This is a genomic window from Arthrobacter sp. 05T423, from assembly GCF_056396245.1.
In genome coordinates, this window is sequence record NZ_JBFTLC010000025.1 from 52,704 (window position 1) to 76,478 (window position 23,775).

22 protein-coding genes are annotated in these 23,775 nt (G+C 64.6%); 9 read left to right on the forward strand and 13 right to left on the reverse strand.

Going from position 1 to position 23,775, the window contains the following annotated elements:
• The first annotated feature begins 164 nt into the window (after positions 1–164).
• Positions 165–797 carry a hypothetical protein gene (locus AC1DFE_RS17145; protein WP_476907077.1) on the forward strand — a complete coding sequence of 211 codons (633 nt, stop codon included), beginning with the start codon at positions 165–167 and terminating at the stop codon, positions 795–797.
• A gap of 42 nt (positions 798–839) precedes the next feature.
• Here AC1DFE_RS17145 and ggt read toward each other — a convergent pair whose 3' ends face one another.
• On the reverse strand, positions 840–2,666 hold the full coding sequence (gene ggt, locus AC1DFE_RS17150) for a gamma-glutamyltransferase (protein WP_476907078.1): 1,827 nt from the start codon (positions 2,664–2,666) through the stop codon (positions 840–842).
• Positions 2,667–2,765: 99 nt separating this feature from the next.
• On the reverse strand, positions 2,766–4,007 hold the full coding sequence (locus tag AC1DFE_RS17155; RefSeq protein WP_476907101.1) for an MFS transporter: 1,242 nt from the start codon (positions 4,005–4,007) through the stop codon (positions 2,766–2,768).
• 195 nt (positions 4,008–4,202) lie between these two features.
• Here AC1DFE_RS17155 and AC1DFE_RS17160 point away from each other — a divergent pair, with 195 nt between their 5' ends.
• Positions 4,203–6,359, forward strand: a complete 2,157-nt coding sequence (locus tag AC1DFE_RS17160) for an amylo-alpha-1,6-glucosidase (RefSeq protein WP_476907079.1) — start codon at positions 4,203–4,205, stop codon at positions 6,357–6,359.
• 8 nt (positions 6,360–6,367) lie between these two features.
• On the opposite strand, the gene AC1DFE_RS17165 is transcribed toward AC1DFE_RS17160, so the two are convergent.
• Positions 6,368–7,306: a 5'-3' exonuclease gene (locus tag AC1DFE_RS17165; RefSeq protein WP_476907080.1), complete on the reverse strand. Its 939-nt coding sequence runs from the start codon at positions 7,304–7,306 to the stop codon at positions 6,368–6,370.
• A 66-nt stretch (positions 7,307–7,372) separates the two neighbouring features.
• On the opposite strand from AC1DFE_RS17165, the gene AC1DFE_RS17170 reads away from it, so the two are divergent.
• Positions 7,373–7,948: an HhH-GPD-type base excision DNA repair protein gene (locus AC1DFE_RS17170; protein ID WP_476907081.1), complete on the forward strand. Its 576-nt coding sequence runs from the start codon at positions 7,373–7,375 to the stop codon at positions 7,946–7,948.
• A 35-nt stretch (positions 7,949–7,983) separates the two neighbouring features.
• Here the strand turns inward: AC1DFE_RS17170 and AC1DFE_RS17175 are convergent, their stop codons facing one another.
• The 5 genes from AC1DFE_RS17175 to AC1DFE_RS17195 form a co-directional block, all read right to left on the reverse strand.
• Positions 7,984–8,367 (reverse strand): RidA family protein, encoded by a 384-nt coding sequence (locus tag AC1DFE_RS17175; protein ID WP_476907082.1) that lies wholly within the window; start codon positions 8,365–8,367, stop codon positions 7,984–7,986.
• Positions 8,368–8,439: 72 nt separating this feature from the next.
• Positions 8,440–9,204 (reverse strand): amino acid ABC transporter ATP-binding protein, encoded by a 765-nt coding sequence (locus AC1DFE_RS17180; RefSeq protein ID WP_476907083.1) that lies wholly within the window; start codon positions 9,202–9,204, stop codon positions 8,440–8,442.
• Positions 9,204–10,127 (reverse strand): amino acid ABC transporter permease, encoded by a 924-nt coding sequence (locus AC1DFE_RS17185; protein WP_476907084.1) that lies wholly within the window; start codon positions 10,125–10,127, stop codon positions 9,204–9,206. Before AC1DFE_RS17185 ends, AC1DFE_RS17180 begins: the two co-directional genes overlap by 1 nt.
• Positions 10,128–10,156: 29 nt before the next feature.
• Positions 10,157–11,095, reverse strand: a complete 939-nt coding sequence (locus AC1DFE_RS17190) for an ABC transporter substrate-binding protein (RefSeq protein ID WP_476907085.1) — start codon at positions 11,093–11,095, stop codon at positions 10,157–10,159.
• A gap of 8 nt (positions 11,096–11,103) precedes the next feature.
• Positions 11,104–12,390, reverse strand: a complete 1,287-nt coding sequence (locus tag AC1DFE_RS17195; protein WP_476907086.1) for an alpha-hydroxy acid oxidase — start codon at positions 12,388–12,390, stop codon at positions 11,104–11,106.
• Positions 12,391–12,520: 130 nt separating this feature from the next.
• On the opposite strand from AC1DFE_RS17195, the gene AC1DFE_RS17200 reads away from it, so the two are divergent.
• Entirely contained in the window at positions 12,521–14,179 is a 1,659-nt protein-coding gene (locus AC1DFE_RS17200; RefSeq protein ID WP_476907087.1) for a PucR family transcriptional regulator, read from the forward strand.
• A 642-nt stretch (positions 14,180–14,821) separates the two neighbouring features.
• On the opposite strand, the gene AC1DFE_RS17205 is transcribed toward AC1DFE_RS17200, so the two are convergent.
• The 4 genes from AC1DFE_RS17205 to AC1DFE_RS17220 form a co-directional block, all read right to left on the reverse strand.
• Complete coding sequence (locus tag AC1DFE_RS17205) at positions 14,822–16,168, reverse strand: type I glutamate--ammonia ligase (RefSeq protein ID WP_476907088.1); 1,347 nt, start codon at positions 16,166–16,168, stop codon at positions 14,822–14,824.
• Entirely contained in the window at positions 16,165–17,340 is a 1,176-nt protein-coding gene (locus tag AC1DFE_RS17210) for an amidohydrolase family protein (RefSeq protein WP_476907089.1), read from the reverse strand. The genes AC1DFE_RS17205 and AC1DFE_RS17210 overlap by 4 nt, the downstream gene beginning before the upstream one ends.
• A 73-nt stretch (positions 17,341–17,413) precedes the next feature.
• Positions 17,414–17,989 (reverse strand): dihydrofolate reductase family protein, encoded by a 576-nt coding sequence (locus AC1DFE_RS17215; protein ID WP_476907090.1) that lies wholly within the window; start codon positions 17,987–17,989, stop codon positions 17,414–17,416.
• Positions 17,990–18,007: 18 nt separating this feature from the next.
• Positions 18,008–18,592: a TetR/AcrR family transcriptional regulator gene (locus AC1DFE_RS17220; RefSeq protein ID WP_476907091.1), complete on the reverse strand. Its 585-nt coding sequence runs from the start codon at positions 18,590–18,592 to the stop codon at positions 18,008–18,010.
• Between the two features lie 117 nt (positions 18,593–18,709).
• Between AC1DFE_RS17220 and AC1DFE_RS17225 the strand changes: the two genes are divergently transcribed.
• Positions 18,710–19,063, forward strand: coding sequence for a cupin domain-containing protein (locus AC1DFE_RS17225; protein WP_476907092.1), 354 nt, complete (start codon positions 18,710–18,712; stop codon positions 19,061–19,063).
• Positions 19,064–19,097: 34 nt separating this feature from the next.
• Complete coding sequence (locus AC1DFE_RS17230) at positions 19,098–20,399, forward strand: flavin monoamine oxidase family protein (RefSeq protein ID WP_476907093.1); 1,302 nt, start codon at positions 19,098–19,100, stop codon at positions 20,397–20,399.
• A 9-nt stretch (positions 20,400–20,408) separates the two neighbouring features.
• On the opposite strand, the gene AC1DFE_RS17235 is transcribed toward AC1DFE_RS17230, so the two are convergent.
• Positions 20,409–21,017 carry a TetR/AcrR family transcriptional regulator gene (locus AC1DFE_RS17235; protein WP_476907094.1) on the reverse strand — a complete coding sequence of 203 codons (609 nt, stop codon included), beginning with the start codon at positions 21,015–21,017 and terminating at the stop codon, positions 20,409–20,411.
• Positions 21,018–21,228: 211 nt separating this feature from the next.
• Here AC1DFE_RS17235 and AC1DFE_RS17240 point away from each other — a divergent pair, with 211 nt between their 5' ends.
• The 3 genes from AC1DFE_RS17240 to AC1DFE_RS17250 all read left to right on the forward strand — a co-directional run.
• Positions 21,229–22,668, forward strand: coding sequence for an APC family permease (locus AC1DFE_RS17240; protein ID WP_476907095.1), 1,440 nt, complete (start codon positions 21,229–21,231; stop codon positions 22,666–22,668).
• 61 nt (positions 22,669–22,729) lie between these two features.
• Entirely contained in the window at positions 22,730–23,530 is an 801-nt protein-coding gene (locus AC1DFE_RS17245) for a MoaF C-terminal domain-containing protein (RefSeq protein ID WP_476907096.1), read from the forward strand.
• 29 nt (positions 23,531–23,559) lie between these two features.
• Positions 23,560–23,775 (forward strand): aldehyde dehydrogenase family protein (locus AC1DFE_RS17250; protein WP_476907097.1); only part of this gene is annotated, 216 nt, incomplete at its 3' end.

The window sequence follows — 23,775 nt, forward strand, 5'->3', positions numbered from 1 at the left end:
CCGAGTTTCCGTAGCTCGCCCATGGCCTCACTGTGGTTCGGTTTGGTCTCCGCAGCCATCCAGCTCGCACTCCCCGGGACATGATCGGTGCAGGACCTTGGAAAAACCTTGGGACGGCCTATGGAGCGCATAATGGCATCATCCACAGGCGAAAACTTACCACCGTGGCCAGCGACGAGGAGGTCCGGATGCTGAGGCTTCCGCGCATCACGGTCGAGGTTCCGGTGCTCGGCGTCGGCGCCCGTCCCGCGGATTATGAACAGCTCGCCGCGTATGCTGACGGGCTGCGCAGGCCCCAGAGCCTGCACATGACCCTGCTCCACGTCGGCATCCTTGAGGATTTTGCCGCTGACGTTGCTGACTGGACCAAGGGCGGCACGGATCCTGCCGTGGCCGCAATCAAAACTGCCGACTGGCTGCGCGCGCTGCCAGTGCTGGAGGGCTTTTCCGGAACTGCGGACAGATTGATCCTGCTGGGCGGGGGCAGATTGTCCGGACTTGAGGTGGAGGTACCCCAGGGCGTGCGGGACTTTCAGGTCTCGCTCGTCCAGGCCCTCCACCGGCTGTTGGAAGACCTGCTCGTGGACAACGTCGATGACTTCATCCTCAGCTCCCGCGCCCTCGGCTACCGGTATCCGAAGTGGCGGCCCCACGTCGCCGTGGGCAGGCCACCGTCACAAAGCCGGTCCGGAGAAAGAAGCGGCGCCTGGGAAATCCGTCCGCTCACGGTGGAGTTCGGAGCGTCGCAGATCAGGAACCGGCAGTTGCTGCCGGCTCCCGGCGACGGGCTTACGTAGGGGCCCGCCTTCTGTCACTGCCAGAAACTCCGACGGCGGGCCTCACCTCGCAGGTTTGACCACCATGGCGGATCCTCCACCGCGTCTGACCGGCTCGGCAGCGGCCACCAGGCGCCCGCCCGACTTAAACTCGATGGCGGTGGCCGCGCCGATCTCGGCTGCCGAGGTGAACGCGTCACCGGACGGGGTGAACTCATGGCCGAACGGCTTCAGCGTAGCTCCGTACTTGGTGATGAAGGCCGGCTCGGCCGTGACCTTGGCCGAGTTCCGCTGTGCCGCCCGCGGGGCCGCGATCGCATCGGAGATGTTCATGCCCAGGTCCACCCGGTTCAGGATGGTCTGCAGGACGGTGGTGATGATCGTGGACCCGCCGGGCGAACCGAGGGCGAGGAACGGCTCGCCGTCCTCGAGGATAATCGTCGGGGACATCGAGGACCGCGGCCGCTTCCCGGGGTCAATCCGGTTCGGGTCCTTCGAGTCGTACACGGCGGAGAAGTCAGTCAGCTCATTGTTGAGCAGGAACCCGCGGCCGGGGACCACGATGCCTGACCCTCCGGTCTGCTCGATGGTGAGCGTGTACTCGACGACGTTTCCCCACTTGTCTGCGACGGTCATGTTGGTGGTGGAGATGTTCTCGGTGTCCTTCTCGCTGGCGGGGGCCGCCGCGGCGGCCGGGCACGCGCCGTCGAAATTTGCCACGTCACCCGGGGCCACCGGCTTCACGGCCGCATGCTTCGGGTCAATCGCACAGGAGCGTTCCTTGCCGAACAGCGGGTCCGTCAGGGCGCCGGTGGGAACATCGACGAATGCCGGGTCGCCCACATACTTGCCGCGGTCCGCAAAGGCGAGCGCGCTGGCCTCGAGGTAGTGGTGCAGTGCGCTGGGCGTGGACATCCCGGAAAGGTCGAAAGGCTCAAGGATGTTCAGCGCCTCGCCCACGGTGGTGCCGCCGCTGCTCGACGGCGCCATGCCATAGACGTCCAGGCCGCGGTATTCCACGTGGGTAGGCGACTGGTTCAGGGCCCGGTATTTCGCGAGATCGGCCGTCGTCAGGTGTCCCACCGGGACCGGCAGCTTGGTGGTCTTCGTCTTCGGCGGCGCCTGGACGGTTGACGCTATCTCCTTGGCGAGCGCGCCGTGGTAGAAAGCACGTGTTCCCTTGTCAGCGAGCAGCCGGTAGGTGGCGGCGAGGTCAGGGTTTCTGAAAATACTGCCGACGGCGGGTGCGTCACCGCCGGGGAGGAAGAGCTTGCTGGTGGAGGTGAACGCCTGGAAGCGGAGCTTGTTGTCGAGGGTCTGCTGGCGGAAGGTGTCGTCCACCACGAAGCCGCGGTCCGCTACTTTGATGGCCGGCTCGAGGACGTCCTCGAGGTCCTTGGTTCCCCACCGGTCCAGCGCGCGCTCCCACGTGGCCGGCGTGCCGGGGACGCCCACTGACACGCCGCTGGTGACGAGTTCGGGGGTGAAGTTGTAGGGCTTGCCTGTCTTCGGGTCGATGAAGGCGTTGTGCGGCATGGCGGCCGGGGCTGTTTCGCGGCCATCGATGGTGCTCACGTGCCCGGTGTGCGCGCTGTAGAAAAGGAAGTATCCGCCGCCGCCTACGCCCGCGCTGTACGGCTCGGTCACGCCGAGGGTGGCAGCCGCGGCGACGGCGGCGTCGGCCGCGTTGCCTCCCCTGCGGAGAATGTCGATGGCCGCGGCCGATGCCTCCGGGTCCACGGTGCTCACGGCGCCGCCGTACCCGGTGGCCGTGGCGGTTTTTTCGGTCACGCGCTCGTCAGCAAACGCGGGGCTGGTGACGGCACCGGCCGTCACGCTGACTGCCAGGGCCGTGGTGACGGCTGCTACTCGGCTTCTTATGTATGGCATGGTCGCTCCCGGGTCGGTGTACTGCGGGTTGACGGTACTGTCACGCTACTCCGCGGTGGAAGGACACTCAACGGGCTAAACACTTCCCGCCGTGCTGTGTCAGCGGCCGTGTGATTCGTCGGCCGGCGAGCGCTGCCGCCGGCTGGCGTAGAGGAACGGCACGGCGAGCAGCTGGATCACACCGCCGAACGCCACCGAAACGGAATAGCCGGACACATCGGCGGTCCTGCCGAGCACTGGCTGCACCACTACCCCGCCGCTCGAGCCCATGAGGGAGGCGAAGCTGAGCACTGTTGCACGCTGCCTGGAATCGATCATGTCGTTAAGATAGGCCTGCCCCACGGGCGTCCCGACCTCGGCCACCAGCGCCCAGAGAGCCAGCAGTACCAGGGCCACCCAGAACTCACGGGTGAACCCGAGCGCCACCAGGATCACCGAGCTAATGGCCCCGCTGAGGATCAGTACCGTGGTGCGTTTGCGGACGAGGCGCCGGAAGCGCGGCGCCAGCCAGCCGCCGAGGACCTCGGCCCCCGCCACGATGGCCGCCGCGAGGCCTGCGATGGCGTACGCGCTGCGGTCGCCGAACAGCTCAAGCATGAACGGCTGCAGGGCATAGAAGACGTAAATCCCGACGCCGGCCGTAAAGGGCGCGGACAGCATCACGTAACGCACGGGGGGATTCTTCAGGCCGTTCTCGATGGAGGCAGAGAGCACGGCGCGCGTCGCCTGAAGGGGAAGCGCCGAGCGTTCCGGGGTGAAGCCGACGTCGTGCATGAGCCACAGTGCCACACCGAACATGGCCAGCAGCACGCCCACCCGCAGCAGGAACGGCACGCCCAGGTTGGTGGCCTGTGCGATCACCCCGCCCGCGACGGACCCGATCAGCATGGCGGTGCCGGACATCATCTGCCCGCGCCCGAGTACCGCCTCCAGCGCACCGTCATAGCCGGAGAAGTGCAGCGCATCCACCAGCCACGCCTCCACCGCGCCGGAGAAGAAGGTGAAGCCCAGGCCGAGCAGTACGGACACCACCGCCCACGACCAGAAGGGGGCGGAAAGCTGCCACAGCAGGTAGTAGAGAAGCGTTGAGACGGCCAGTGTGGCGGTGCCGAGCAGGAAGGAAACCCGGCGCCCCCAGCCGTCGGCCACCACGCCGGTGGGCACCTCAAACAGCACCATGCCGGCGGTGAAGAAGGCGTTGGCGGCAAACGCTTCGAGGTTGCTGAGCCCGGCGTCGAGCAGGAAGAGCGTGTTGATGCCCCAGATGAAGGAGGCCGCAAGGGTATTGCCCAGTGTCAGCGTCAGGTAGATGCGCTGCACCTTGCGGGCCTCCGGGTTCATCGCCTCGCTGTCAGTCCCGGCGCGAAGTTGGGGCACGGGCCCATTCTCGTCGCCTTTTCCGTGGGCCGCCAGAGACCCTTTTATAAGGGGGCGTTCGAGCGTAGCGTCGTGCCCAACGGACGATGGCGGCGACCAAAAGTGCGGCTCCGGTCCGCGTAGCGCCGCGTCACTCCTGAGCCGTCGAAGGAGGCGGGAATGGCTGCTGGCTGGAACGCTGATACGGCTGCCGGACCGGTGGGGTCGGGCACGGTCACCCTGGTTGAAGGCTCGTCCTTCTGCATTTCCTCCGCGAACGGGGATATCCACCCGGAGCATCCGCACGGGGTCTTCCATGAGGACACCCGCATCCTGTCGCGCTGGAACCTGTCCGTGAACGGCTTGCCGCTGGAGGCTCTGACGGCGGAGACCAAGGAGCCTTACCGGGCGCTGTTTATTGGGCGCGTTCCCCGCTCCGACGGATACGCGGACAGTCCCCTGATCGTGGAGCGCCTGCGGGAGGTAGGTGCCGGCATCCGCGAAGAGATCACCATCCGGAACTACTCTGCGAAGGAGACCGAGTGCGTCGTTTCGCTCAGTGTCGAATCGGATTTCGCTGATCTCTTTGAGGTGAAGGAGGCACGTGTCCAGCGGCGCTGGGAGGAATCCCGCCGGCCCGAGGGCGACTCCCTGGTGATCCGGGCCGGCTGGCAGGACCTGGTGAAGAGCGTCATCGTCAACGCCGCCGGCGCCGAGGTCACAGCCGACTCGTTGACTTTCCGGACGGTAGTCCCGCCGCGCGGTGTATGGAGCTCGCGGGTGAGCGTGGCGCCTGCCTCCAACGGCGGCGGGGTGCCGCCGTCGTCGTTAATCCGTCCCGCGCTCGGTGACGTATCACCGAGCGACCGCCGCCGGCAGGAATGGGTGGCGAAGATTCCCAAGCTGCACATGGGGAACCGTTCCATCGAGCGGACCCTGCGGCGCAGCTACGACGACCTGGGCGCGCTCCGCATCGAGGACCCGGCCCATCCGGAGCGGATCGTGGTGGCCGCCGGTGCCCCGTGGTTCATGACCCTCTTCGGCCGGGACTCGCTGTGGGCCTCGGAGATGGCGCTCCCGGTGGATCCGTCCTTGGCACTCGGGACCCTGCAGACACTGGCCGACCGGCAGGGCAAAGTGGTGGACCCGATGAGCGAGGAGGAGCCGGGGAAAATCCTGCACGAGGTCCGGCTCGGGATCTCCAGCGGGCTGGCGCTGGGCGGCAAATCCGCCTACTACGGCAGCGTCGATGCCACGCCGCAGTTCGTGATGGCGCTCGGTTCGGTGAGCCGCTGGGGCTTTGCCCGGGACACCATCGCCGCGCTGCTGCCGCATGCCGACCGCGCGCTGGGCTGGGTACGGAATTACGGCGACAAGGACGGTGACGGGTTCGTCGAGTATGAGCGCCTGAACGACCAGGGCCTCATCAACCAGGGCTGGAAGGACTCGTGGGACGGCATCAACTTCGCCGACGGAACGCTGGCCGAACCCCCTATCGCGCTCTGCGAAGTCCAGGCCCTGGTCTATAGCGCGTTTCTGTCCCGGGCGTGGATGGCGTACGACGCCGGGGACGCGTCTCTGGCGGCGCGGCTCACCGAAGAGGCGGCGCAGCTGAAGAAGAAGTTCAACGAACAGTTCTGGCTGCCGGACCGCGGCTATTACGCTGTGGCCCTGGACCGGGACAAGCGGCCGGTCGACGCATGCGCATCGAACATGGGGCAGTGCCTGTGGCACGGAATTGTGGATGACGACAAACTGCCGCTGGTGGCCGACCGGCTGATGTCCCCCGAAATGTTCAGCGGCTGGGGCGTCCGGACTCTGGCCACTGACATGGGCGCCTACAACCCGGCCAGTTACCACAATGGGTCCGTCTGGCCCCACGACAATGCCGTCATTGCGGCGGGACTGTTGCGCTACGGCTTCGTGGAGGAGGCGCAGCGGATCGCGACCGCGCTGCTGGAGGCCGCCGAATACACCGACGGGCGCCTCCCGGAACTGTTCTGCGGTTTCAGTCGGGACCAGGTTACGGAGCCGGTGCCCTATCCGACGGCGTGCTCCCCGCAGGCGTGGGCGGCCACCACGCCGATCATGCTGGTGACCAGCCTGATGCGGTACGACGCACACGTGTCCCGGGGCGGCGTGTGGATGGACCCGGTGCTGCCGGAATCTTACGGCGACCTGCATATCACCAACGCACCCATGGGCGGCGGCCGGATCACCATCGACATCACCGGTTCCGAGCCCTCCGTTCAGGGGCTGCCGGACGGATTGACCTTCCACCGCGAGCACCGGCCGTGGCTGACGGAGCTGCTAGCTGAAGTCGGGCTGGGAAAGTAAGGACGAGTTTACGGCCGGCGGTCCAGCGCCTGCAGGAGGCGCCCCACCGAGCCGCCGAGGTTCCATTCGGTGGCGAGCCGCTCGAGCTCTTCCCGCTCACCACCGGTGACGGGATGGAGTTCGGCGCCCGCCTCCTGCAGGGACGGCAGTTCCAGGTTGCGCACCACGTTGACGACGGCGGGGGCCACCTTGAGATAGTCCGCTGCAGCGGCGAGCTTGGACCGCACCGAGGCGGACACTCCGGCTCCGGGATCCGCCGCAGCCGCGAGTAGCCCGTCAAGCGTGCCGTGTTCCAGGAGCAGCGCCGCGGCGGTCTTCTCGCCGATGCCGGCAACGCCGGGCAGCCCGTCCGAGGCGTCGCCGCGGAGGGTCGCGTAGTCGGCGTACTGCTCGGGGAGCACCCGGTACTTTCCGACGACGACGGCGTCGGTCATGATTTCGAGGTTCCGCATGCCCCGGGCAGTGTAGATCACCCGGACCTGGTTGGCGTCGTCGACCAGCTGGAACAGGTCCCGGTCCCCTGTCACCACGTCGACCGGAAGGTCGGCATGGCTGGCGTAGGTGCCCACGACGTCGTCGGCCTCGTGCTCCGGAGCCCCGACCACGGCGATGCCGGCCAGGTCCAGTACGTGGCGGATCAGGGGGATCTGCGCGTCAAGGGCGTCCGGCACCACTTCCACGTCCGGGGCAGCCTCCCTCACCTCCGCGACCCGGTGGGACTTGTAGGTCGGGATGAGGTCCACCCGCCACTGGGGGCGCCAGTCGTCATCCCAGCAGGCCACCAGATGCGTGGCGGCGTAGTCCGTGGTGAGCCGCCCGATCATGTCGAGCAGGCCGCGGACGGCGTTCACCGGCGTGCCATCGGGGCGGCGGATGGTGTCGGGCAGGCCGTAGAAGGCGCGGAAGTACAGCGAGGCGGTGTCGAGCAGCATCAGGCGGTTGACCATGACTGATCCTGACACGGATTCACCATGCGGTGCCCGTGACACGGACCGGAGTGGGAGGATGGGCGCATGGAACTGCACATCACCGGCGACGACGCCGCCGACAAACTGCTCAGCGATGACGCCTTCGCGTTGCTCACCGGCATGCTGCTTGACCAGCAGGTGACCATGGAGTCGGCGTTCGCCGGACCCGAAAAGATCCGTACGCGCATCGGCTCCATCAGTCCTGCCGCTGTGGCAGAACATGACCCGGCGGCCTTCGTTGAGGTCTTCAAGGAACGCCCGGCAGTCCACCGCTTCCCCGGCTCCATGGCCGGCCGTGTCCAGGCGCTCGCCGAGGCCGTGCAGAGCGAGTGGGGCGGAGAGGCGACTGCCATCTGGACCCGGGACGAACCGGACGGCAAGGAAGTGCTCCGCAGGCTCAAGGCACTGCCGGGATTCGGTGAGCAGAAGGCCAAGATCTTCCTGGCGCTGCTCGGCAAGCAGTGCGGACTGCAGGCGCCGGGCTGGCGTGAGGCCGCCGGCCACTACGGCGAGGAGGGTTCGCACCTCTCGGTCGCGGACATCGTGGACCCGCAGTCGCTGACAAAGGTCCGCGCCAGCAAGCAGGCTGCCAAGGCCGCCGCGAAGGCAGCGAAGGCGTAGCCGGCCGATCAGCGCGATGGAGCACTTCCCGCCCGTTAGTTAGGAATTATCGCAACCACGTCTATTTCGACGAGGAAGTCACCCAGGAACGAGCCCACGGTGGTCCGTGCGGGGTAGGGCCTGACGACGTGCTTTTCGTAAACCGCATTGAACCCCGCGAAGTCCCGCCCTGGGTGGTGCAGGTGCACAGTTGCCTTGACCACGTGTGAAAAGTCCAGGCCGTGGGCGCCCAGGACTTCGGCCACATTCTTCATGGTCTGGATGGTCTGTTCTTCGATGGTGGTTCCCACGGCGTCGCCGGTGACGGGATCGTGCGGTGTCTGGCCCGCGGTGTACAGGAACCCGTTGGCGGCGATGGCCTGGGAGTAGGGGCCGGCCGGCCTGGGGGCGAGGTCCGTGGCGACTTCAATGCGGGACATGTGCTGCCTTTCATGCAGTTTGTTGTGCCGGTGCCGGCGTGGTGCCGGCACCGGTTCTTGCTTGGCGGTTAATCAGAGAACTTTGGAGAGGAACGCCTTGGTGCGTTCGTGCTGCGGGTGGTCCAGGACCTCTTCGGGCGGGCCGCTTTCGACCACCACGCCCTGGTCCATGAAGACCACCTGGTCGCTGACCTGGCGGGCGAAACCGAGTTCATGGGTGACCACCACCATGGTCATTCCCGCTTCGGCAAGGGACTTCATGACGTCCAGGACTTCGCCAACCAGTTCCGGGTCCAGGGCGGAGGTGGGCTCGTCGAACAGCATCAGCTTGGGTTTCATGGCAAGTGCCCGGGCAATGGCGATCCGCTGCTGCTGTCCGCCGGAGAGCTCCTGCGGGTAGGCGTGTCCGCGGTTTCCCAGTCCGACCCGGTCCAGGAGAGCCTGGGCTTCCACCGCCACATCCCGCCGGGGACGGCCGAGCACGTGGACCGGAGCCTCCATGATGTTCTCCAGCACGGTCATGTGTGGGAAGAGGTTGAAGCGTTGGAAGACCATCCCGGCGTTCAGCCGCGAACGTGCGGTCTGATGTTCCTTCATCTCGTACAGCTTGCCGTTTCGCTCGGCGTAGCCCACCATGTGCTCGTCGACGTAAAGTCGGCCGGCGTCGACCTTTTCGAGGTGATTGATGCAACGCAGGAACGTTGTCTTGCCGGAGCCGGACGGCCCAATCAGGCAGGTCACCGATCCCTTTTCAACCCTGAGGTCGATCCCTTTCAGGATTTCGGTTGCACCGAAGTTCTTCCGGACTCCCAGGGCTTCCACCATGGCGGTAGTCATTATGCTGTCCTTGTCTTTGGCTTGCGGATCCGCTGCGGCGTCGAGTCGAAGCCACGCCCGTACCGGCGCTCAAGTTTGGTTTGGAATGAGCTCAGGATGGTGGTCATGAGCAGGTACCAGAGGCTGGCAACGATCAGCAGCGGAATGGTCTGGTAGTTGGTGGCGTAAATGATCTGTCCCGAGTAGAGCAGGTCGGAGATCGCCAGAACGCTGACCAGGGACGTGCCTTTCAGCATCGAGATCACCTGGTTGCCGGTGGGAGGCAACACCACACGCATGGCTTGGGGAAGGATCACACGGTTCATGAGCTTGCCGCCGCTCATTCCCAAGGCTCTGGCGGCGTCGTACTGCCCCTTGTCCACGGAGCCGATGCCACTGCGGATGATCTCTGCCATGTAGGCCGCCTCGTTGAGGGACAACCCCAGCAGGGCAGCGCCCAGCGGCGAGACCAGTGCGTTCGCGGACCCCAGAACCACCGACGGCCCCCCGAACGGGAGCCCAAACGCGATCACCGGATACAGGGCTGCAATGTTGTACCAAAAGATCAGCTGGACCAGCAGCGGCGTGCCACGGAAGAACCAGATATAGCCGCGGCTGATGGTGCTGAGGATCGGGTTGGCCGAAAGCCGCATGATCGCCATGGCCGTCCCCAGCGTGATGCCGACACTCATGGAGACCGCGGTCAACAGGATCGTCAGCCCCGCGCCGGCAATGATCTGTGGAGCGAACAGGTAGGACAGGACAACATCCCAGCGGTAGCGGTCGTTCACGGCCACATCCCACGCGGCGCTCAACGCCACAAGGATGAGGACCACCGCCAGGGCCAGGCGGACCGGGTGCCGAAGCGGCACCACCGGGATGGACTGCCCCGTCGCCACGGCGGTGGGCTCCCGCGTGTCCGGAGTGGAGGGTTGATTTGGCATGGCCGTCACCTTCTGACTGGTGGAATTCATTACTGGGCGATGTTGACGCGGGCGTCGGTGATGGCGCTGGACTCAAGGCCGTACTTGCCAAGGACCTTGCGGTAGGAGTCGCTTCTGATCACGGCGTCGAGGGCTGTGGCAACAGACTTCACCAGGCCGGAGTCCTTCGGGACGCCCACTCCTACCGGGGCAAATTCGTACGTAGATGCGATTTCGATCTGGGGGTTCTGGGTGGCGGCGAAGTTCAGGATGGGCGAGTCCGCCAGCACCGTGTCCAAACGTCCGCTGGTGAGGGCTGAAATGGCCTGCCGCGTGTCCTGGAATTCGCTCCGCTGGATAGGGTCCTTGCCGGCTGCGGCACATGCCCGATCGTAGTCGGGCACGTTCACCGTCAGCTGGTACGAGCCGGTCAGCAGCCCGACTTTCCTGCCGCAGAGATCGCGCTGATCCTTGATTCCCGCGGGGTTGCCCTTGGGCACGGCGACGGCGTTGCCGATCTGCATGTAGTCGACGAAGTCCAGGACGTCCATCCGCTTCGTGGTGGGGGTCATGGAGGAAACGGTCATGTCGTAACGGTTTGCGGCCAGGCCGGGGATGATGGAGTCGAAGTTGGCCACCTGGATGTCGACTTTGACACCCAATGCCTCGCCAATGAGGCGCGCCACGTCGGGGTTGGTTCCGGTCATCTCCTGCGTGCCTTCGCGGTAGTACTGGGTCGGCGGTTCGTTGGTGGGGATGGCCACGCGCAGAACCTTGGCAGCCTTGATGGGTTCGGGCAGAAGGTCGACGGCGGCTTGGTTGACTTCCAGCGCCGGGACGCCAGTTCCCGCGCCAGGGGCGTCACCCGTGGCGGCCGTCGCCAAACCGGTACCGGGGCTGCAGGCGGTGACGGCCAGCATCAGCGCGGCCGCGGCCCCGACGGCCGGTAGGCTACGCCTGACTCCTTTGGATGTTGGGCGAGTTTTCATCAGGGTCATCATTTCTGCAAAGCCCACGCGGGCTCCGCCCTTTCGTTGGGTTGGGTGAGGGTGAAGGCTTGGTTGCGGTGCCGGATCAATTCCCGGCCTTCCATCCGCAGTTCTTGGATGGTGGATACGCCGAGGAGCATCATGGTGCGGGTCATTTCCGCGCGGAGCATTTTCAGGACATGGGCTACGCCTACCTGACTGGCTGCGGCCAGTCCGTAGAGGTACGGGCGGCCAATTGAGCAAGCGTCGGCGCCCAGCGCCAGTGCCTTGACGACGTCGGATCCTCGGCGGATGCCGCCGTCGACGATAATTTCAAGGCGACCCCCCGCCCGCTCGACAATTTCGGGGAGTACGTCCAGGGGCGAAACCATATGGTCGAGCTGGCGGCCACCGTGGTTGCTCACCTGGATGGCGTCGATGCCCATGGCGGCGGCCAACGCGGCGTCATTCGGGCTGACAACGCCTTTGAGTACGATCGGCCCGCTCCAACGCTCGCGAAGGTCCAGAATGTCATCCCAGTCTGTCGGCTCGTAGGTGCCCGCCAGCAGCGTTCGCCACATGTCCGGCGTGCTGGAGAGCGGACCTTCGGGGATTTCTGCGTCCAGGTTGGGGAAGGCAATCGCGTCGTTGGCGAGGAACCCAAGGGCCCATGCCGGGTGCAGCATTCCTTCAACCACGGTCTTGGGCTTGATTGACGGTGGAGCAGTGAATCCGTTCCGGTAATCGCGTTCCCGGTGTCCGATGGCCCGGCAGTCAACGTTGACCATGAGCGCTTCGTAGCCCGCGGTGGAGACCCTGTCCAGGACGGCTTGGAGCAGACCCTTGTCCGAGGTTGGCTCCAGATTGAACCAGCGGCGAAGCCCCGGCGCAGCGCTGCTGACAGCTTCCATGGTGGTGGTGCTCAGATGCGCCAGCCCGTACGGGATGCCAGCGGAGAGTGCAGCCCGGGCGGCGGCTGTCTCGCCGTCGGGGTGGAACAGCCGTGTGCCGCCCGTAGGAGAAAGGGTCAGCGGCATAGCGACCGGGCCGCCCAAGAGGGTTGAGCGAAGGTCGAGGTTCTCCACGGATCCCCACTTGGGAAGGAAGGACCAGTCGTCAAACGAAGACTGGTTGCGCCGCAGTGACACCTCGTCCTCACCGCCACCCTCGATGTACTCAAACACGCTCTTGGGCAGGCGCTTCGCGGCCAGCTTGCGCATGTCCTCCACGCTGTAGCAGCGCCGGGACAGGCGCTCCGAGGCGTCGCGGGCCGGCCCCTGCATCGAGGCGAGCGCCTTAAGGTCCTTGAATTTCATGTGGTGTCCTCTACATTTCTGCTGGGGAGAGCCCCGTTCAGCGTCCCTCCCAATAGTGACGAAGATCTCCCCCGCTCTATATGTGAGAACTTCCACAAACTACGAAGAGGCTTTGTGATAACTTCCCTAGATGGAGTCAGAAAGCCAGCAGGCCGTCGCTCAGCGGGCCGCAGAACCAGGGCTGCAGCCGTCCGTCGTCAGGCTCTCCGATTGCATCCAGCTCATGCAGGCGGACCTGGTGCACGCCAATCCCACACCGGAAAACCTCGAACATCCGGTCTCGGACGTTCTGATGTACGATCCCCTGGACAGCTGGTCCAGCGTCGATGACCGCATCATTCTGGCCGTCGGGTGCGCCTACGATTCGCCGGATTTCGATCAACTCCTGTACAGGGCCGCAAACAGCAACGCGGCCGCCGTTGTCGTGAAAGCCCACGGTGCCCGGATGGAACAACTGCGCTCCGCGGCTGTCCGGCACAGCCTTGCCGTTCTTGTGGCGCCCGACAACGCTGACTGGACACGACTGGTGGCAGTGGCGAGGGCATCCGTGATGGGCGCAGCCGCGGACTCCGTATCGGGCGTGCGGCTAGGCGATCTCTATGCCTTCGCCAACGCAGCAGCGTCCATCACCAACGGCGCCGCCAGCATCGTGGACCCACTCGGCCGCATCCTTGGCTACTCCACATTGCCAGGCCAACCGATCGACGAACTTCGCCGGATCACCACGCTCACCCTTCAGGAAACCACCCAACCGGCGTTCGACCAGGACTTCAAGAACGTGTACGCGGCACCGGGAGCGGTGCTGGTGCCGTCGCTGGATGAAGGGATGGACCGACTCGCACTGGCAGTCCGCGCCGGCGGCGAGCTGCTGGGCACCATCTGGATCATCGATCCCGGCGAAGGGCAACGGGAGGCGGCTCTGGTGGCCCTGGACAGGCTGGCACCGCTGGCGGGACTGCATATGATCCATGCGCGCACAGCTTCCGACTTTGGGCAACGACGCAACGCAGATTTGATCCGTACGCTCATGGACGACGCTCCCCACGCCTCCTTCGCGGCGGCCCAATTGGGGCTCGACGCCGCCGAAGGACTTGCCGTCGCAGCCTTCTCGATCGTTCGGCCCGAAACTGGAAGCCTTGAGTCTGTACGCGAAATCCACCGGCTCCTGCATCTGGTGACCACTGTCTGTGCCATGCGGTTCAACACGAGTCACAGCGCCCTCATCGGTTCAGTGGTCTACGCCCTGCTCCCGAGCGCGGGCCCGTCCCCCAGGGCACTGCATGGGCGCACCATCCAGGAGATTGAGGCCTACGCGCATACCATCAGTTCCCACCCGCTGATCGCGACCGCGGGAGGCATCGCGCAGCGGATCGAGCAGCTCCCCCGGTCCAGGTCCGAGGCTATGCAAACAATGCATTACCTGCTGGGCCAACAGTCGCGTGGAGGAACAGAGCCCAAAACGGCTCTCTTCGAGGACTTCCAAATCCCGTTGAACCTGATAAAGATCGGGGAATTCATCGAAGCCAACGGACTGGCCGGCGTGGACGCCATTGCCAGGATCCAGGCCCACGATGCCGAACAGCAAACCGACTACCTGGGCACCCTGCGGGCCTACATGGCCGCGAACGGAAACATCTCCACCATGGCCGCGCAACTCCACGTGCACAACAACACGGCCCGTTACCGGGTTTCCCGGCTTACTGAGGACTTCAGGCTGGACCTCGCAGACCCACAAAAACGGCTCTGGCTCTGGCTGCGACTGACAACGATGGATCTGGCCTCGAGTTGAGCCGCGGAGTCAGCTTCCGGCCGGCCCCGGCCGAGCACGTGGGCGGAAGCCAAGTACCCGGTGAGCATGGCAGTGGCCACACGGCTGACGGCCTGTTCATCAGGAGCAAAGGAGCTGGCGTGCAGGTTTCCGCTCGCCGCAGGAGTCCCGGTGAAGATCATCACAGCCCGCGCCGCCGAGGCGTAAAACGGGAAGCGCCATGCGAGGGCTGGCCCGCAACTACCAGTTCGAATTCGTCAGCCGCGGCATTAACTGGTCCCGGAGTGCAGGAATAGGCCAAGGAATCCGGCGCCGGCTGCAAGTGTCCCCGATAACAGCCCCCACCTGGTGCGCCTCCAGCACCCCCGCCCGCACTACGTCATGAGCTCCCGATTCGCCGACTTCCTCGAGGGGCTGGAGAATCCCCGCCAACGGAACCGGCAGCGGCGTCAACGAGGCAACAGTGCGGGCAACGGCGACAAAACGCAGCCATGTGGACGTCATGTCCGCATGCGGGCATGACTCCGCTTCCAGCTGCCCAGGGAAGGCCTGTCTGTTCCACTATCGCGTGCAGTTGCCTGTACAGCCCTTCCACGTTCTGCACCTCTATGGCCAGCCGGGCGAATGCGGGACCTGCGTCGGATGCTGTCCGGTTCACGCCAGCTAGTACCGCCAGCGTAGAGCGGCGATCACTGCCTCACGGTCGAGCTTGGCAAACCGCTCTGCTTCGCCCCGCCGCACAGCCACAAAGGCATCAACCAATTCATGGCCCAGTGCTGAGCGGAGGAAACTGCTGCCGTCCAGATCGCCCAGGGCTGTCAACATATCAGGAGGAAATGCCCGGACGCCCAGGCGCTCCCTCTCCGCCTCGCTCAGTGTTCCGGGGTCGACTGTGACCTCGGCGGGCAGTTTCAGCTGTCCCCTGAAGCCCTCCATTGCCATTGCGAGAATTGCTGCTAGGGCAACGTACTGGTTGGCGGAGCCATCGCAGCACTTCACTTCAACGTTCGATTGCTCGTCCTCGTAGCCCTTCAGCCCGGGCACGAAGCGGATCGCAGCCTCCCGGTTGCCTGTACCCCAGCAGATGAAACTGCCCGCCCATTGTTCCGGTTGGAGCCGGGCCAGGCTCAGGGCGCTTCCTCCCAGCAACGCTGAGCTTTCTGCCAGCTTTCCGAGTACGCCGGCGATCATGCTCTCGCCTGCCGGGCTCATCTGCGTGGCGGTTGCAGCGTCGTGGAAGACGTTGCCGTCCCCGTTTCTCGCGGAGAAATGGATGTGGCACCCGTTGGTCGCAGTTCTGGAATCGGCTATCGGCGAGTAGGAAACGTGCAGTCCATGCCGGCGGGAAACCCGGGCGACGATGAACCGGGCAAGTAGGTAATCATCCACGGCCTGAACCGGGTTCCGCGGGGCCAAGGCGATTTCCACCTGGCCGCGGCCATACTCGGGGTGCATCTGCTCAACCGGAACGCCGGCCTCCACAAGAGCTGCGAGCACGTCCAGATGCCATGCTTCCAGCTGAAGGAATGCGGCCGCACCATAGCCCGGACCACCGTGTGCCAGAAGAGGCGCATCCTGCGGACCGCTGAACACCGTGAACTCCAGCTCGAAGCCCACCGAAGCCTCCAGCCCGGCGGCTGTCCATTCCGCAGCGACACGTTTGAGTGCGGAGCGCTGGCAGGTTGGATAGGGGGCACCATGCATATCCACGAGGTCGGCCGGCGCCCAGGCGAGGCCGCTTGTCTTGTCGACCACGGCAACTGCTGCACGGTCCGGCATTCCGCGCAGGTCACCGACTATGGCATCGATTTCCGATGTCCGGGTGACGTGATCGTCAGCGGCCAACAGGACTCCGACGCTTACCGAGACGCCGCAGCCATTATGGAAGGCACCCTCCACTTTGGGTCCCGGCAAAACTTTGACCCGTGAAACGCCTGCATTGTCGAGGCTGGAAATGACAAGAGCCCTAATTTGCTGGAGATCCATGTCCGCCTTCGGATTCGAAGTCACAACTTTCCTTTCGTCGTCCGGGCGAGCGGCATTGAGTTTTGGGCGTTCAAGTTGTAGACGCGCTGGGCGTTTTTCGAGGCAACCATGGTGGCGATTCTTTCGGCGTCGCCAGGGGTTGCCCATCCGGACGCAACCCATTCGTCCATAAGGGCCGCGAACCCGGCACGCCAGGTGGCGGCGCTGACGGCGAAGTGCTCGCCCAGGCCGTACGAATCCGATGAGTAGAGGATCTTGGTGAAGGGCGCGATTTCCATCACCTGGCGGATTGCTGTGCCGGCGCTTGGGCCCAGGTAATGCGAAACCAGGCCCACATCCAGATAGACGTGCGGGAAGATCTGGGCAAGGATTCCGGCTTCCCTGATGAAGGGGTAGCAGTGCAGCAGCATGAAATCGACGCCGAGCGACCTGGTGGCGTGAAAGAGCCGATTGAGCCGGGATGGATCAGCCCGGAAGAGCTCAATGTCACCGTCGCCGTATCCCGTGTGAAGCTGGATGGGCAGGCCCGTCCCGATGCCCGACCACAGCCCGAACCTCAGCAGGACCGGGTCAGTGATCCTGAAGGTTCCGGTCTTCTCGGCGGCACGGAACCAGCGGTTTGCGGCATCGAGTATTTCACGCCCGGATGGCCGTTCTGCGGGGATATCGAAACCATGACGGTAGGCGATGATGGATTTCAGTCCCACGGCCTCCCGGGACCTGGCCGCCAGCGTCTCCGGGAACTTCGCAACGAAGCCCGCGGCCGTGGACTCGGCAGCAAGGTCCTCTGCCACTCGCTCGATGCGGACGATCTCGCGAACCCGGGCATCAGCGCGCGCCGCCATGGCGGTGGGGTCAAGTAGCCGCGTGTCCGGCATGCCCGTGTCAATGAGGTACTCGGAGGTGCCGGTGCTCCGAAGCAGCAGCCTGTTCGCTTCGGCGGCGCCCATGTCCCTGCGCTGCGCGAGGTATTCATCTAGCGGTGCAAGGGGCTCGAGCCCGAGGACCGGGGCGCAGAAACGCCGCACCGCCAGGCCGAAGGGCGAATCAAGGCTGTCCGTGCCTGCCGGCCCCGGCCAGTCGGATTCCGTGCCCAGGCTCCGGAACTCTTCGTCACTTAGTTCGGTGTCGACGACGCCGTGGCAATGGTGATCGATCAGAGGCAGGGCAATCCTGCGGTTGCTCGTGTCAGTCATGATCACCGCCAACTGTTCGTATGTGGCCACCCGTAGATTGAGTATGGGTCCGATGTCACTGGGGCGCCATGCACTAGGCCGGCTGGTAGGTCGCCATCAGCACTCCAGTTGAGGTGGGTGTGCAGTCGATCAGCCGCAGCCGGTGCCCCTCGTCGTCCTGCCCGAACAACCGGCGGCCCGATCCGAGCACGAGCGGGTGAATCATCAGGAATAGCTCGTCCACGAGACGGTGCGGGAGCAGGGACCGGATGAGCTGGCCGCTGCCCATGATCACAAGATTGCCGCCGGGCTTGTCGCGAAGTGCAGCAACTTCAGCGGGGACATCCCCGCTGAGGAGCTTGGAGTTCGGCCAAGGCAGCTCGGCGTCGGGGCTGGAGGAGGCGACGTACTTCCTTGTCCCGTTGAGGCCGTCCTTGAACGGGCCGCCGGCCTGATTCCAGTAGGTGAGCATGTCGTCATAGCTGCGGCGGCCGAACAGCCAGGAGAAATCCTTGCCCATCCGCTCGCCCATGGCGGCGCCCATTGCAGGGTCATTGGCGTCCTGGGCCCAGCCGCCATGCCGGAAGCCGTCACGGGTGTCTTCATCAGGGCGTCCGGGTCCTTGCAGAACGCCGTCGAGGCTGACGTGATTAACCACCAGAACGCGCATACCGGACTCCGTCCTTTATCAACCGGCTTTGACCGCCGGGGTGCCCACGTGGGCGCCCAAGGCAGCCCAGAGGTAGCGGATCGCGGCCTCGACGCCCTTCGTATTGGCGCCGGCCAGGAGCTGCAGGACCAGGCCGTCCAGCGCTGCGAAGGCGGCCTGGGCAGCACCCTCCCGGCCGCCGAAGCCGATCCGCTCCAGGCCGTCCGACAGCGCTGCAATGTAGCTTTCGTAAAGGTGCTGAACCGGCCCCGCCAGTTCGGGGCGGCGCCGCGATTCGAGGATCATTTCGTACTGGAAGATCTGGATATCGGGGTTGTCTTCAATCAGGGAGAGGATGCTCTGGCAAAACTCCTCCTCGGTCGCAGGCAGCGCTTCCAGCCGTGACAGCCCGATGGATTGCTGCACGGACCATTCCAGTGCGGCCTCGATGAGGGCATCCCGCTTGCCGAAGTGATGAACCACCAGAGTGTTGTTAACGCCGGCGCGCTCGGCAACAGCTCGGAATGTCAGGCCCCGAAGCCCCTTGCGCGCCACCACGTGCACCGTGGCGGCAAGCAAAGCTTCGCGCCCTGTTCCGTAGCCATTCTGTTTCTGCCCGCTCATGGCTCCGATTCTAACCGCAGCAACCAAGGTATTGACTTCCAACCTCAGCAGCTGCTTAGCTGTGGTGCAGAACACAACTAAGCAGCTGCGGAGTTGTTCGAATCCAAGGAGGAACCAATGTCCACGTCCACGAACGCCGAAGAATTCACCGTCCACGATGCCTTTGACCCCAAGAAGTACGAGCCCTTTATCCTGGGTCGGGTCCAGTGGGTCCGGCGCCTAGGAGACGGGGACCGCCCGGCTCTGTCTGCCGGCTTCTGGCACGTCACCACTGAAGATGCGCCGGAACCGTTCGACCTGCTGATCGAGGCTGACGAGACCCTTCAGATCATCGAAGGCCACCTGCGCATCGAGGTTGAAGGCGGCGAAAGCTTCGACCTGTTGCCGGGCTCGGCTGCTTCCTTCAACAAAGGCGCGCAGACCCGCTGGACCGTCGTTGAAGACACCACCGAATTCTTCGTGTACTCCTGACCAGCAACAAGAAGATCTGAACGGAAGGCCCACCGTGACTGCCAACAAAACCCAACAAACCGACGTCGTCATCATCGGCGCAGGCTTCGCCGGCCTTACGGCGGCCCGTGAACTCCGCCAGGCCGGCCTTTCCGTTATCGTTCTCGAAGCACGGGACCGGATCGGCGGCCGCACCTGGCTCGATGACCGGCTTGGCTGCGCCCTGGAAATGGGCGGCACGTGGGTCCACTGGACCCAGCCCTATGTATGGGCGGAAATGAAGCGCTACGGAGTCGGCACCGTTCAGAGCCCCGTCCCGGAACGGGCCTACTGGTGGGCGGGGGGCGAGCGGCACGAGGGCAGTCCGGACGAGCTGCTGAAGGAAATCGATGCCCCCAACCGGAGGCTCATGGAGCAGTCCCGCGAGTACTTCCCGCAGCCTTTCGCCCCGTTCGCCAACCCCGACATCAAGGGCATCGACCATGTGTCCCTGCCGCAGAAAATCGCCGAACTGGATATCACGGACTACTCCCGCGACATCCTGGAATCCTTCTGGGCGCTAAATTTCAACGGCCCCATCGATGACGCAGCCTTCACCCAAGCCCTGCGCTGGGTGGCACTGACCAATGGCGACTGGATGGTCAACTTCGAGGCCTGCGCCACCTTCAAGATCCAGGGCGGGACCGGCAAGCTGATCAAGGGGATCGCCGCGGGATCAGACGTCCGCCTCGGGAAGTCTGTTTCGGCCGTCCACTACACCGAAGGGAACGCTACTGTCACTACCGGCGACGGCGAGCAATTCCATGCAGGGCACACGATTTGCACCGTGCCCCTTGGGGCCATGGGCGCTATCGCGTTCGAACCACCCCTGCCTGCACCCGCACAGAAGGGCATCCGTGAAGGCCAGGTTTCCAAAGGCATCAAGGTCTGGATCACCGTCAAGGGCGAAGTAGAGCCGTTCATTGCCCTTGGCGCCGCTGAGTGGCCACTGAACTTCGTCCAGGCTGAATACGACCAGGGCGGTAACACGATCCTCGTTGCGTTCGGACCCGACACCGCCCGCCTGGACGCCACCGACCTCACGCACGTCCAGGCAGCCATTGACCTCCTCGTGCCGAACCTTGAAGTCCTGGACGTCGCCAGCCACGACTGGACCAGCGACCCCCGGTCAGGCGAGACCTGGCCCATGCACCGCCCCGGCTTCCTGACAGAGTCCCTTTCCGGCTTCCAGCAGCCCCACAACAGCCTCCAGTTCGCAGGTTCTGACTACGCGAACGGCTGGGGCGGTTTCATCGACGGCGCCATCGAAAGCGGGCTGGAAGCAGCCCGGAGCGTCGTGAACGACCGCAGCGACTGAGCAGGATCGCTATTGCTCGGTCGGGGAGAGGCCGACGGCGTTCGCGTCGCTGGCCGCTCCGGACCGTTCAAGGAGTTTGCCGACTTGGACGACGGCGGATCGGATCTTCGCCGGATTCCCGAAAGTGAGGAACTGGAGCATCAGTCCGTCGAGTGCGGCGAAGATTGCCCGGGAAAGTTCGTCGTCAGTGTCGAGGGAACGCTCGCGGAGAGCCGTTTCCACAGTCGAAATGTAGTTGTCATACAGGCGGTCCAGCAGAGCTTTCAGCTCCGGCTTTCGCCGCGCCTCGAGAAGCATCTCGAACTGGAAAAGCTGCAGTTCCGGTTCGGAGGACACCGAGGCCAGGAGGGCGTCGGCGAACTGCCCGTCGAAGTCCGCCACGCGGGCAAGCCCGGTTTCGTCAATCGACCGCTGCACGGCCCATTCAAGTGTGGCGGCGAGCAACCCCTCGATGGAGCCGAAGTGGTGCGTAATCAGCGTGTGGTTCACACCTGCGCGGGCGGCAACGGAACGGTAGGTGACTCCCCGCAGGCCCTTCTCGGCAACAACATCAATGACCGCGGCCAGCAGGGCATCGCGGCCGTCGCCATAGGGCAAACGTTGGGAATCCAGGCTCATAAGCCGATTTTAGCCCGGACGGCCGTCCCTTTCCGGATCCTTGACACATCAAACTAAACACTTGTAGAGTTCTACTCGTGATGCAGCTCACGTTCCGCTCGTCACATCCGCTTCTGCCGGAAGACACGCACGAGGGGGTGCGCCTTCGGCCGGTACCCACACTTACTCATAAGGCATGACTCATGAGTCCTTGCCCTGGCGAAAGAGCCACATGATGAATCAACAAACCGGACAGATGCCCGCTCAGGACACCGGGACCAGCCCTGCCCGCCTGCAGCCAAATAAGCTGGGCGTCGTAGCGGTGGCCTTCTTTGCGATCGCTGCTGCTGCGCCCATGGCGGCCGTTGTGGGCGCAAGCCCTGTCCTGTTCGCCGCCAGCGGACCCGGAACGCCCGTGATCTACGTCATCGCGGCACTTCTCGTGGCCCTGTTTTCCGTGGGATACCTGCGGATGAGCCACAGCATCACCAATGCGGGTGGATTTGTCGCCTACATCGCCAAGGGACTGGGAACGAAGTGGGCCACCGGCGGGGCAGGAATCGCGATCCTGACCTATGTCAGCCTCCAGGTGGGGCTGTGGTCGCAGTTCGGCGTCTTCGCCCAGCAACTCGTGGAGAGCCTGACAGGCATTGGGTTCCCGCCGTACTTCTGGATCGTCGTCGTGCTGTCGCTGGCCACGGCCCTGACTATGAAGGGCGTGGATGCGAGCCTGAAGGTTCTGGGCGTGCTGATCCTGGGCGAAAGCCTTGTCGTTGCCGCCCTTGTTGTTTCCCTGATTGCCCAAAAAGGGTTCGGGATCTTCACCTTCGACGGGTTCACCGGCGCCAACATCGCGGGCCCCGGACTCGGCATCTCGCTGCTGTTCGCCTTTGCCTGCTTCACAAGCTTTGAAGCGACAGTCGTCTTTGCGGAGGAAGCCGTGAATCCGCGCAAGACGATTCCCCGCGCCGCCTATCTCGTCATCGCCTTCGTCGGCCTCTTTTACATGATCTCCACCTGGGCCATCAGTGGAGCCGTCGGCATCGACCGGATCCAGTCCGAAGCCGCAAGCAACCCCGCCGGCATGATCTTCGACCTCGCCCAGAGCAGCGCCGGCTCCTGGCTCAGTCTCTCCATGCAAATCCTCGTCGTCACCAGCTTCATCGCCATGATGCTGGGCCTGGCCAACATGTTCGCCCGGTACCTCTTCGCCCTGGGCCGCGCCGGGACCCTGCCCGCAAAGCTGGCGTCAGTCTCCAAGACCGGCGCCCCCACGTTCGCCGGGCTGGTCAACGGCCTCGTCGTCCTGGCCATCATCAGCGCCTTCCTGATCTCAGGGGCAGACCCCATCACCACCGTCTTCGCGTGGTTCGTCGCCCTCGGAACCGCCGGCTTCATCAGCATCCTCCTCCTGACGTCCGCAGCGATCATCGTCTTCTTCGCCAGGGCGAAGATCCGCGACAACCTCTGGGTGACCGTCATTGCACCCGTCCTGTCCTTCGTTTCGTTCATCATGATCGGCTACCTGACCCTGGACAATTACGATGCCCTGCTCGGCGGCGCCGGCGGTGTTGCACGCTGGCTCCTCCTCGGCATCCCCCTCGTCCTCGTCGCAGGAATAGCCCGGGGGGCGCAGAAACCGTCAATCGACTACGCCTCCCAGATCGTCTGAAGGCAAATCTCCGCAAGAACCAACCGGTTCAGCAAAGACCAATCTCAACCAAAGGAAAACCATGACCGCGACTGACATTCAGGACTACGTTCCCGAAAACGAGTGGCCCTCCGTGGCCACCATGCTGGACGGATTCGGGGACCAGACCCTGCCCGCCTCCGCGGCCTTTACGGGCACTGTACTGCACCTCCCCGAAGACGGACGCCATGCAACCACGTACACCTTCCATGACGCGCATTCGCTGACCTGGACCTCAGCCGGCGGAGAGGCGGACCAGGGTGCAGCCAGGTACAAGGCGATTGAAGCCCGTCCCGGAATCTTCATCATCGACTTCGTCAAGGGCGAGGACCGTGACGCTGAAAATGTGACCATCATCCTCGACAGGAACACCGGCGCCGTCACAACAGCTGTCAGCTCCTTCCTCGCCGAGGGCGACAAGATCCGCAGCACCACTAGGTTCAGCCACGGAAACGTGGAAGGGAATGCCGCCCTTCATTCCCGCTCCAGCGGACTGGCCGGCAAGCGTATCTACTACCGCTACAGCGACGTGGAAACCTACGAACACATCTACCTCAACGCCGGCACCTTCACCTGGCACTGCCTCCGCGGCGGCGAGGCCGGACTTGCCGACACCGACCGCTGCCTGACCTTCGACGTCGGTGACGGCCTCTATCTCTTCTTCTGKACCGAAAAAGTCATGACAGTTGAGGCTGTCCTGCTCATCGACCTGCGAGAGCAACGCTCCATCGGGCGGATGTTCGGCTGGGACGAACCCGCGGCCGAACCCGTAATCCTGCCTTTCAACTCCCGCCTCACCGTCCTGAACACCACCGAATACCCCCAGGACAACCACAAACATTAACCGGACAAACCCACCGACGAGGAATTCCATTGGAAACCTACGATTCGCTGCTTGCCAGCGTCACCGCAAACCCCGGCCAAGACAGCCGGACCATCTTCGACCCCGCCACCGGGAAGCCCGTTGGCGAGGCACCGGTCCACACCGTCGAAGACCTGGAGCGAGCGGTAACCGCAGCCCAGGCTGCCCAGCCGGCGTGGGCTGCCCTGGGCCACGACGCGAGGTCCGCCGCGCTGCTCAAGGCCGCC

What these genes read in the sequence shown, in the direction of transcription:
- AC1DFE_RS17215 (WP_476907090.1), bottom strand. Translation starts at nt 17,989, where the DNA reads ATGCGCGTTCTGGTGGTTAATCACGTCAGCCTCGACGGCGTTCTGCAA.
- AC1DFE_RS17235 (WP_476907094.1), bottom strand. Translation starts at nt 21,017, where the DNA reads ATGAGCCTGGATTCCCAACGTTTGCCCTATGGCGACGGCCGCGATGCC.
- AC1DFE_RS17195 (WP_476907086.1), bottom strand. Translation starts at nt 12,390, where the DNA reads ATGAAATTCAAGGACCTTAAGGCGCTCGCCTCGATGCAGGGGCCGGCC.
- AC1DFE_RS17190 (WP_476907085.1), bottom strand. Translation starts at nt 11,095, where the DNA reads ATGAAAACTCGCCCAACATCCAAAGGAGTCAGGCGTAGCCTACCGGCC.
- AC1DFE_RS17180 (WP_476907083.1), bottom strand. Translation starts at nt 9,204, where the DNA reads ATGACTACCGCCATGGTGGAAGCCCTGGGAGTCCGGAAGAACTTCGGT.
- AC1DFE_RS17225 (WP_476907092.1), top strand. Translation starts at nt 18,710, where the DNA reads ATGTCCACGTCCACGAACGCCGAAGAATTCACCGTCCACGATGCCTTT.
- AC1DFE_RS17210 (WP_476907089.1), bottom strand. Translation starts at nt 17,340, where the DNA reads ATGACTGACACGAGCAACCGCAGGATTGCCCTGCCTCTGATCGATCAC.
- AC1DFE_RS17170 (WP_476907081.1), top strand. Translation starts at nt 7,373, where the DNA reads ATGGAACTGCACATCACCGGCGACGACGCCGCCGACAAACTGCTCAGC.
- AC1DFE_RS17165 (WP_476907080.1), bottom strand. Translation starts at nt 7,306, where the DNA reads ATGGTCAACCGCCTGATGCTGCTCGACACCGCCTCGCTGTACTTCCGC.
- AC1DFE_RS17200 (WP_476907087.1), top strand. Translation starts at nt 12,521, where the DNA reads ATGGAGTCAGAAAGCCAGCAGGCCGTCGCTCAGCGGGCCGCAGAACCA.
- AC1DFE_RS17240 (WP_476907095.1), top strand. Translation starts at nt 21,229, where the DNA reads ATGATGAATCAACAAACCGGACAGATGCCCGCTCAGGACACCGGGACC.
- AC1DFE_RS17155 (WP_476907101.1), bottom strand. Translation starts at nt 4,007, where the DNA reads ATGAACCCGGAGGCCCGCAAGGTGCAGCGCATCTACCTGACGCTGACA.
- AC1DFE_RS17175 (WP_476907082.1), bottom strand. Translation starts at nt 8,367, where the DNA reads ATGTCCCGCATTGAAGTCGCCACGGACCTCGCCCCCAGGCCGGCCGGC.
- AC1DFE_RS17185 (WP_476907084.1), bottom strand. Translation starts at nt 10,127, where the DNA reads ATGCCAAATCAACCCTCCACTCCGGACACGCGGGAGCCCACCGCCGTG.
- AC1DFE_RS17220 (WP_476907091.1), bottom strand. Translation starts at nt 18,592, where the DNA reads ATGAGCGGGCAGAAACAGAATGGCTACGGAACAGGGCGCGAAGCTTTG.
- AC1DFE_RS17160 (WP_476907079.1), top strand. Translation starts at nt 4,203, where the DNA reads ATGGCTGCTGGCTGGAACGCTGATACGGCTGCCGGACCGGTGGGGTCG.
- ggt (WP_476907078.1), bottom strand. Translation starts at nt 2,666, where the DNA reads ATGCCATACATAAGAAGCCGAGTAGCAGCCGTCACCACGGCCCTGGCA.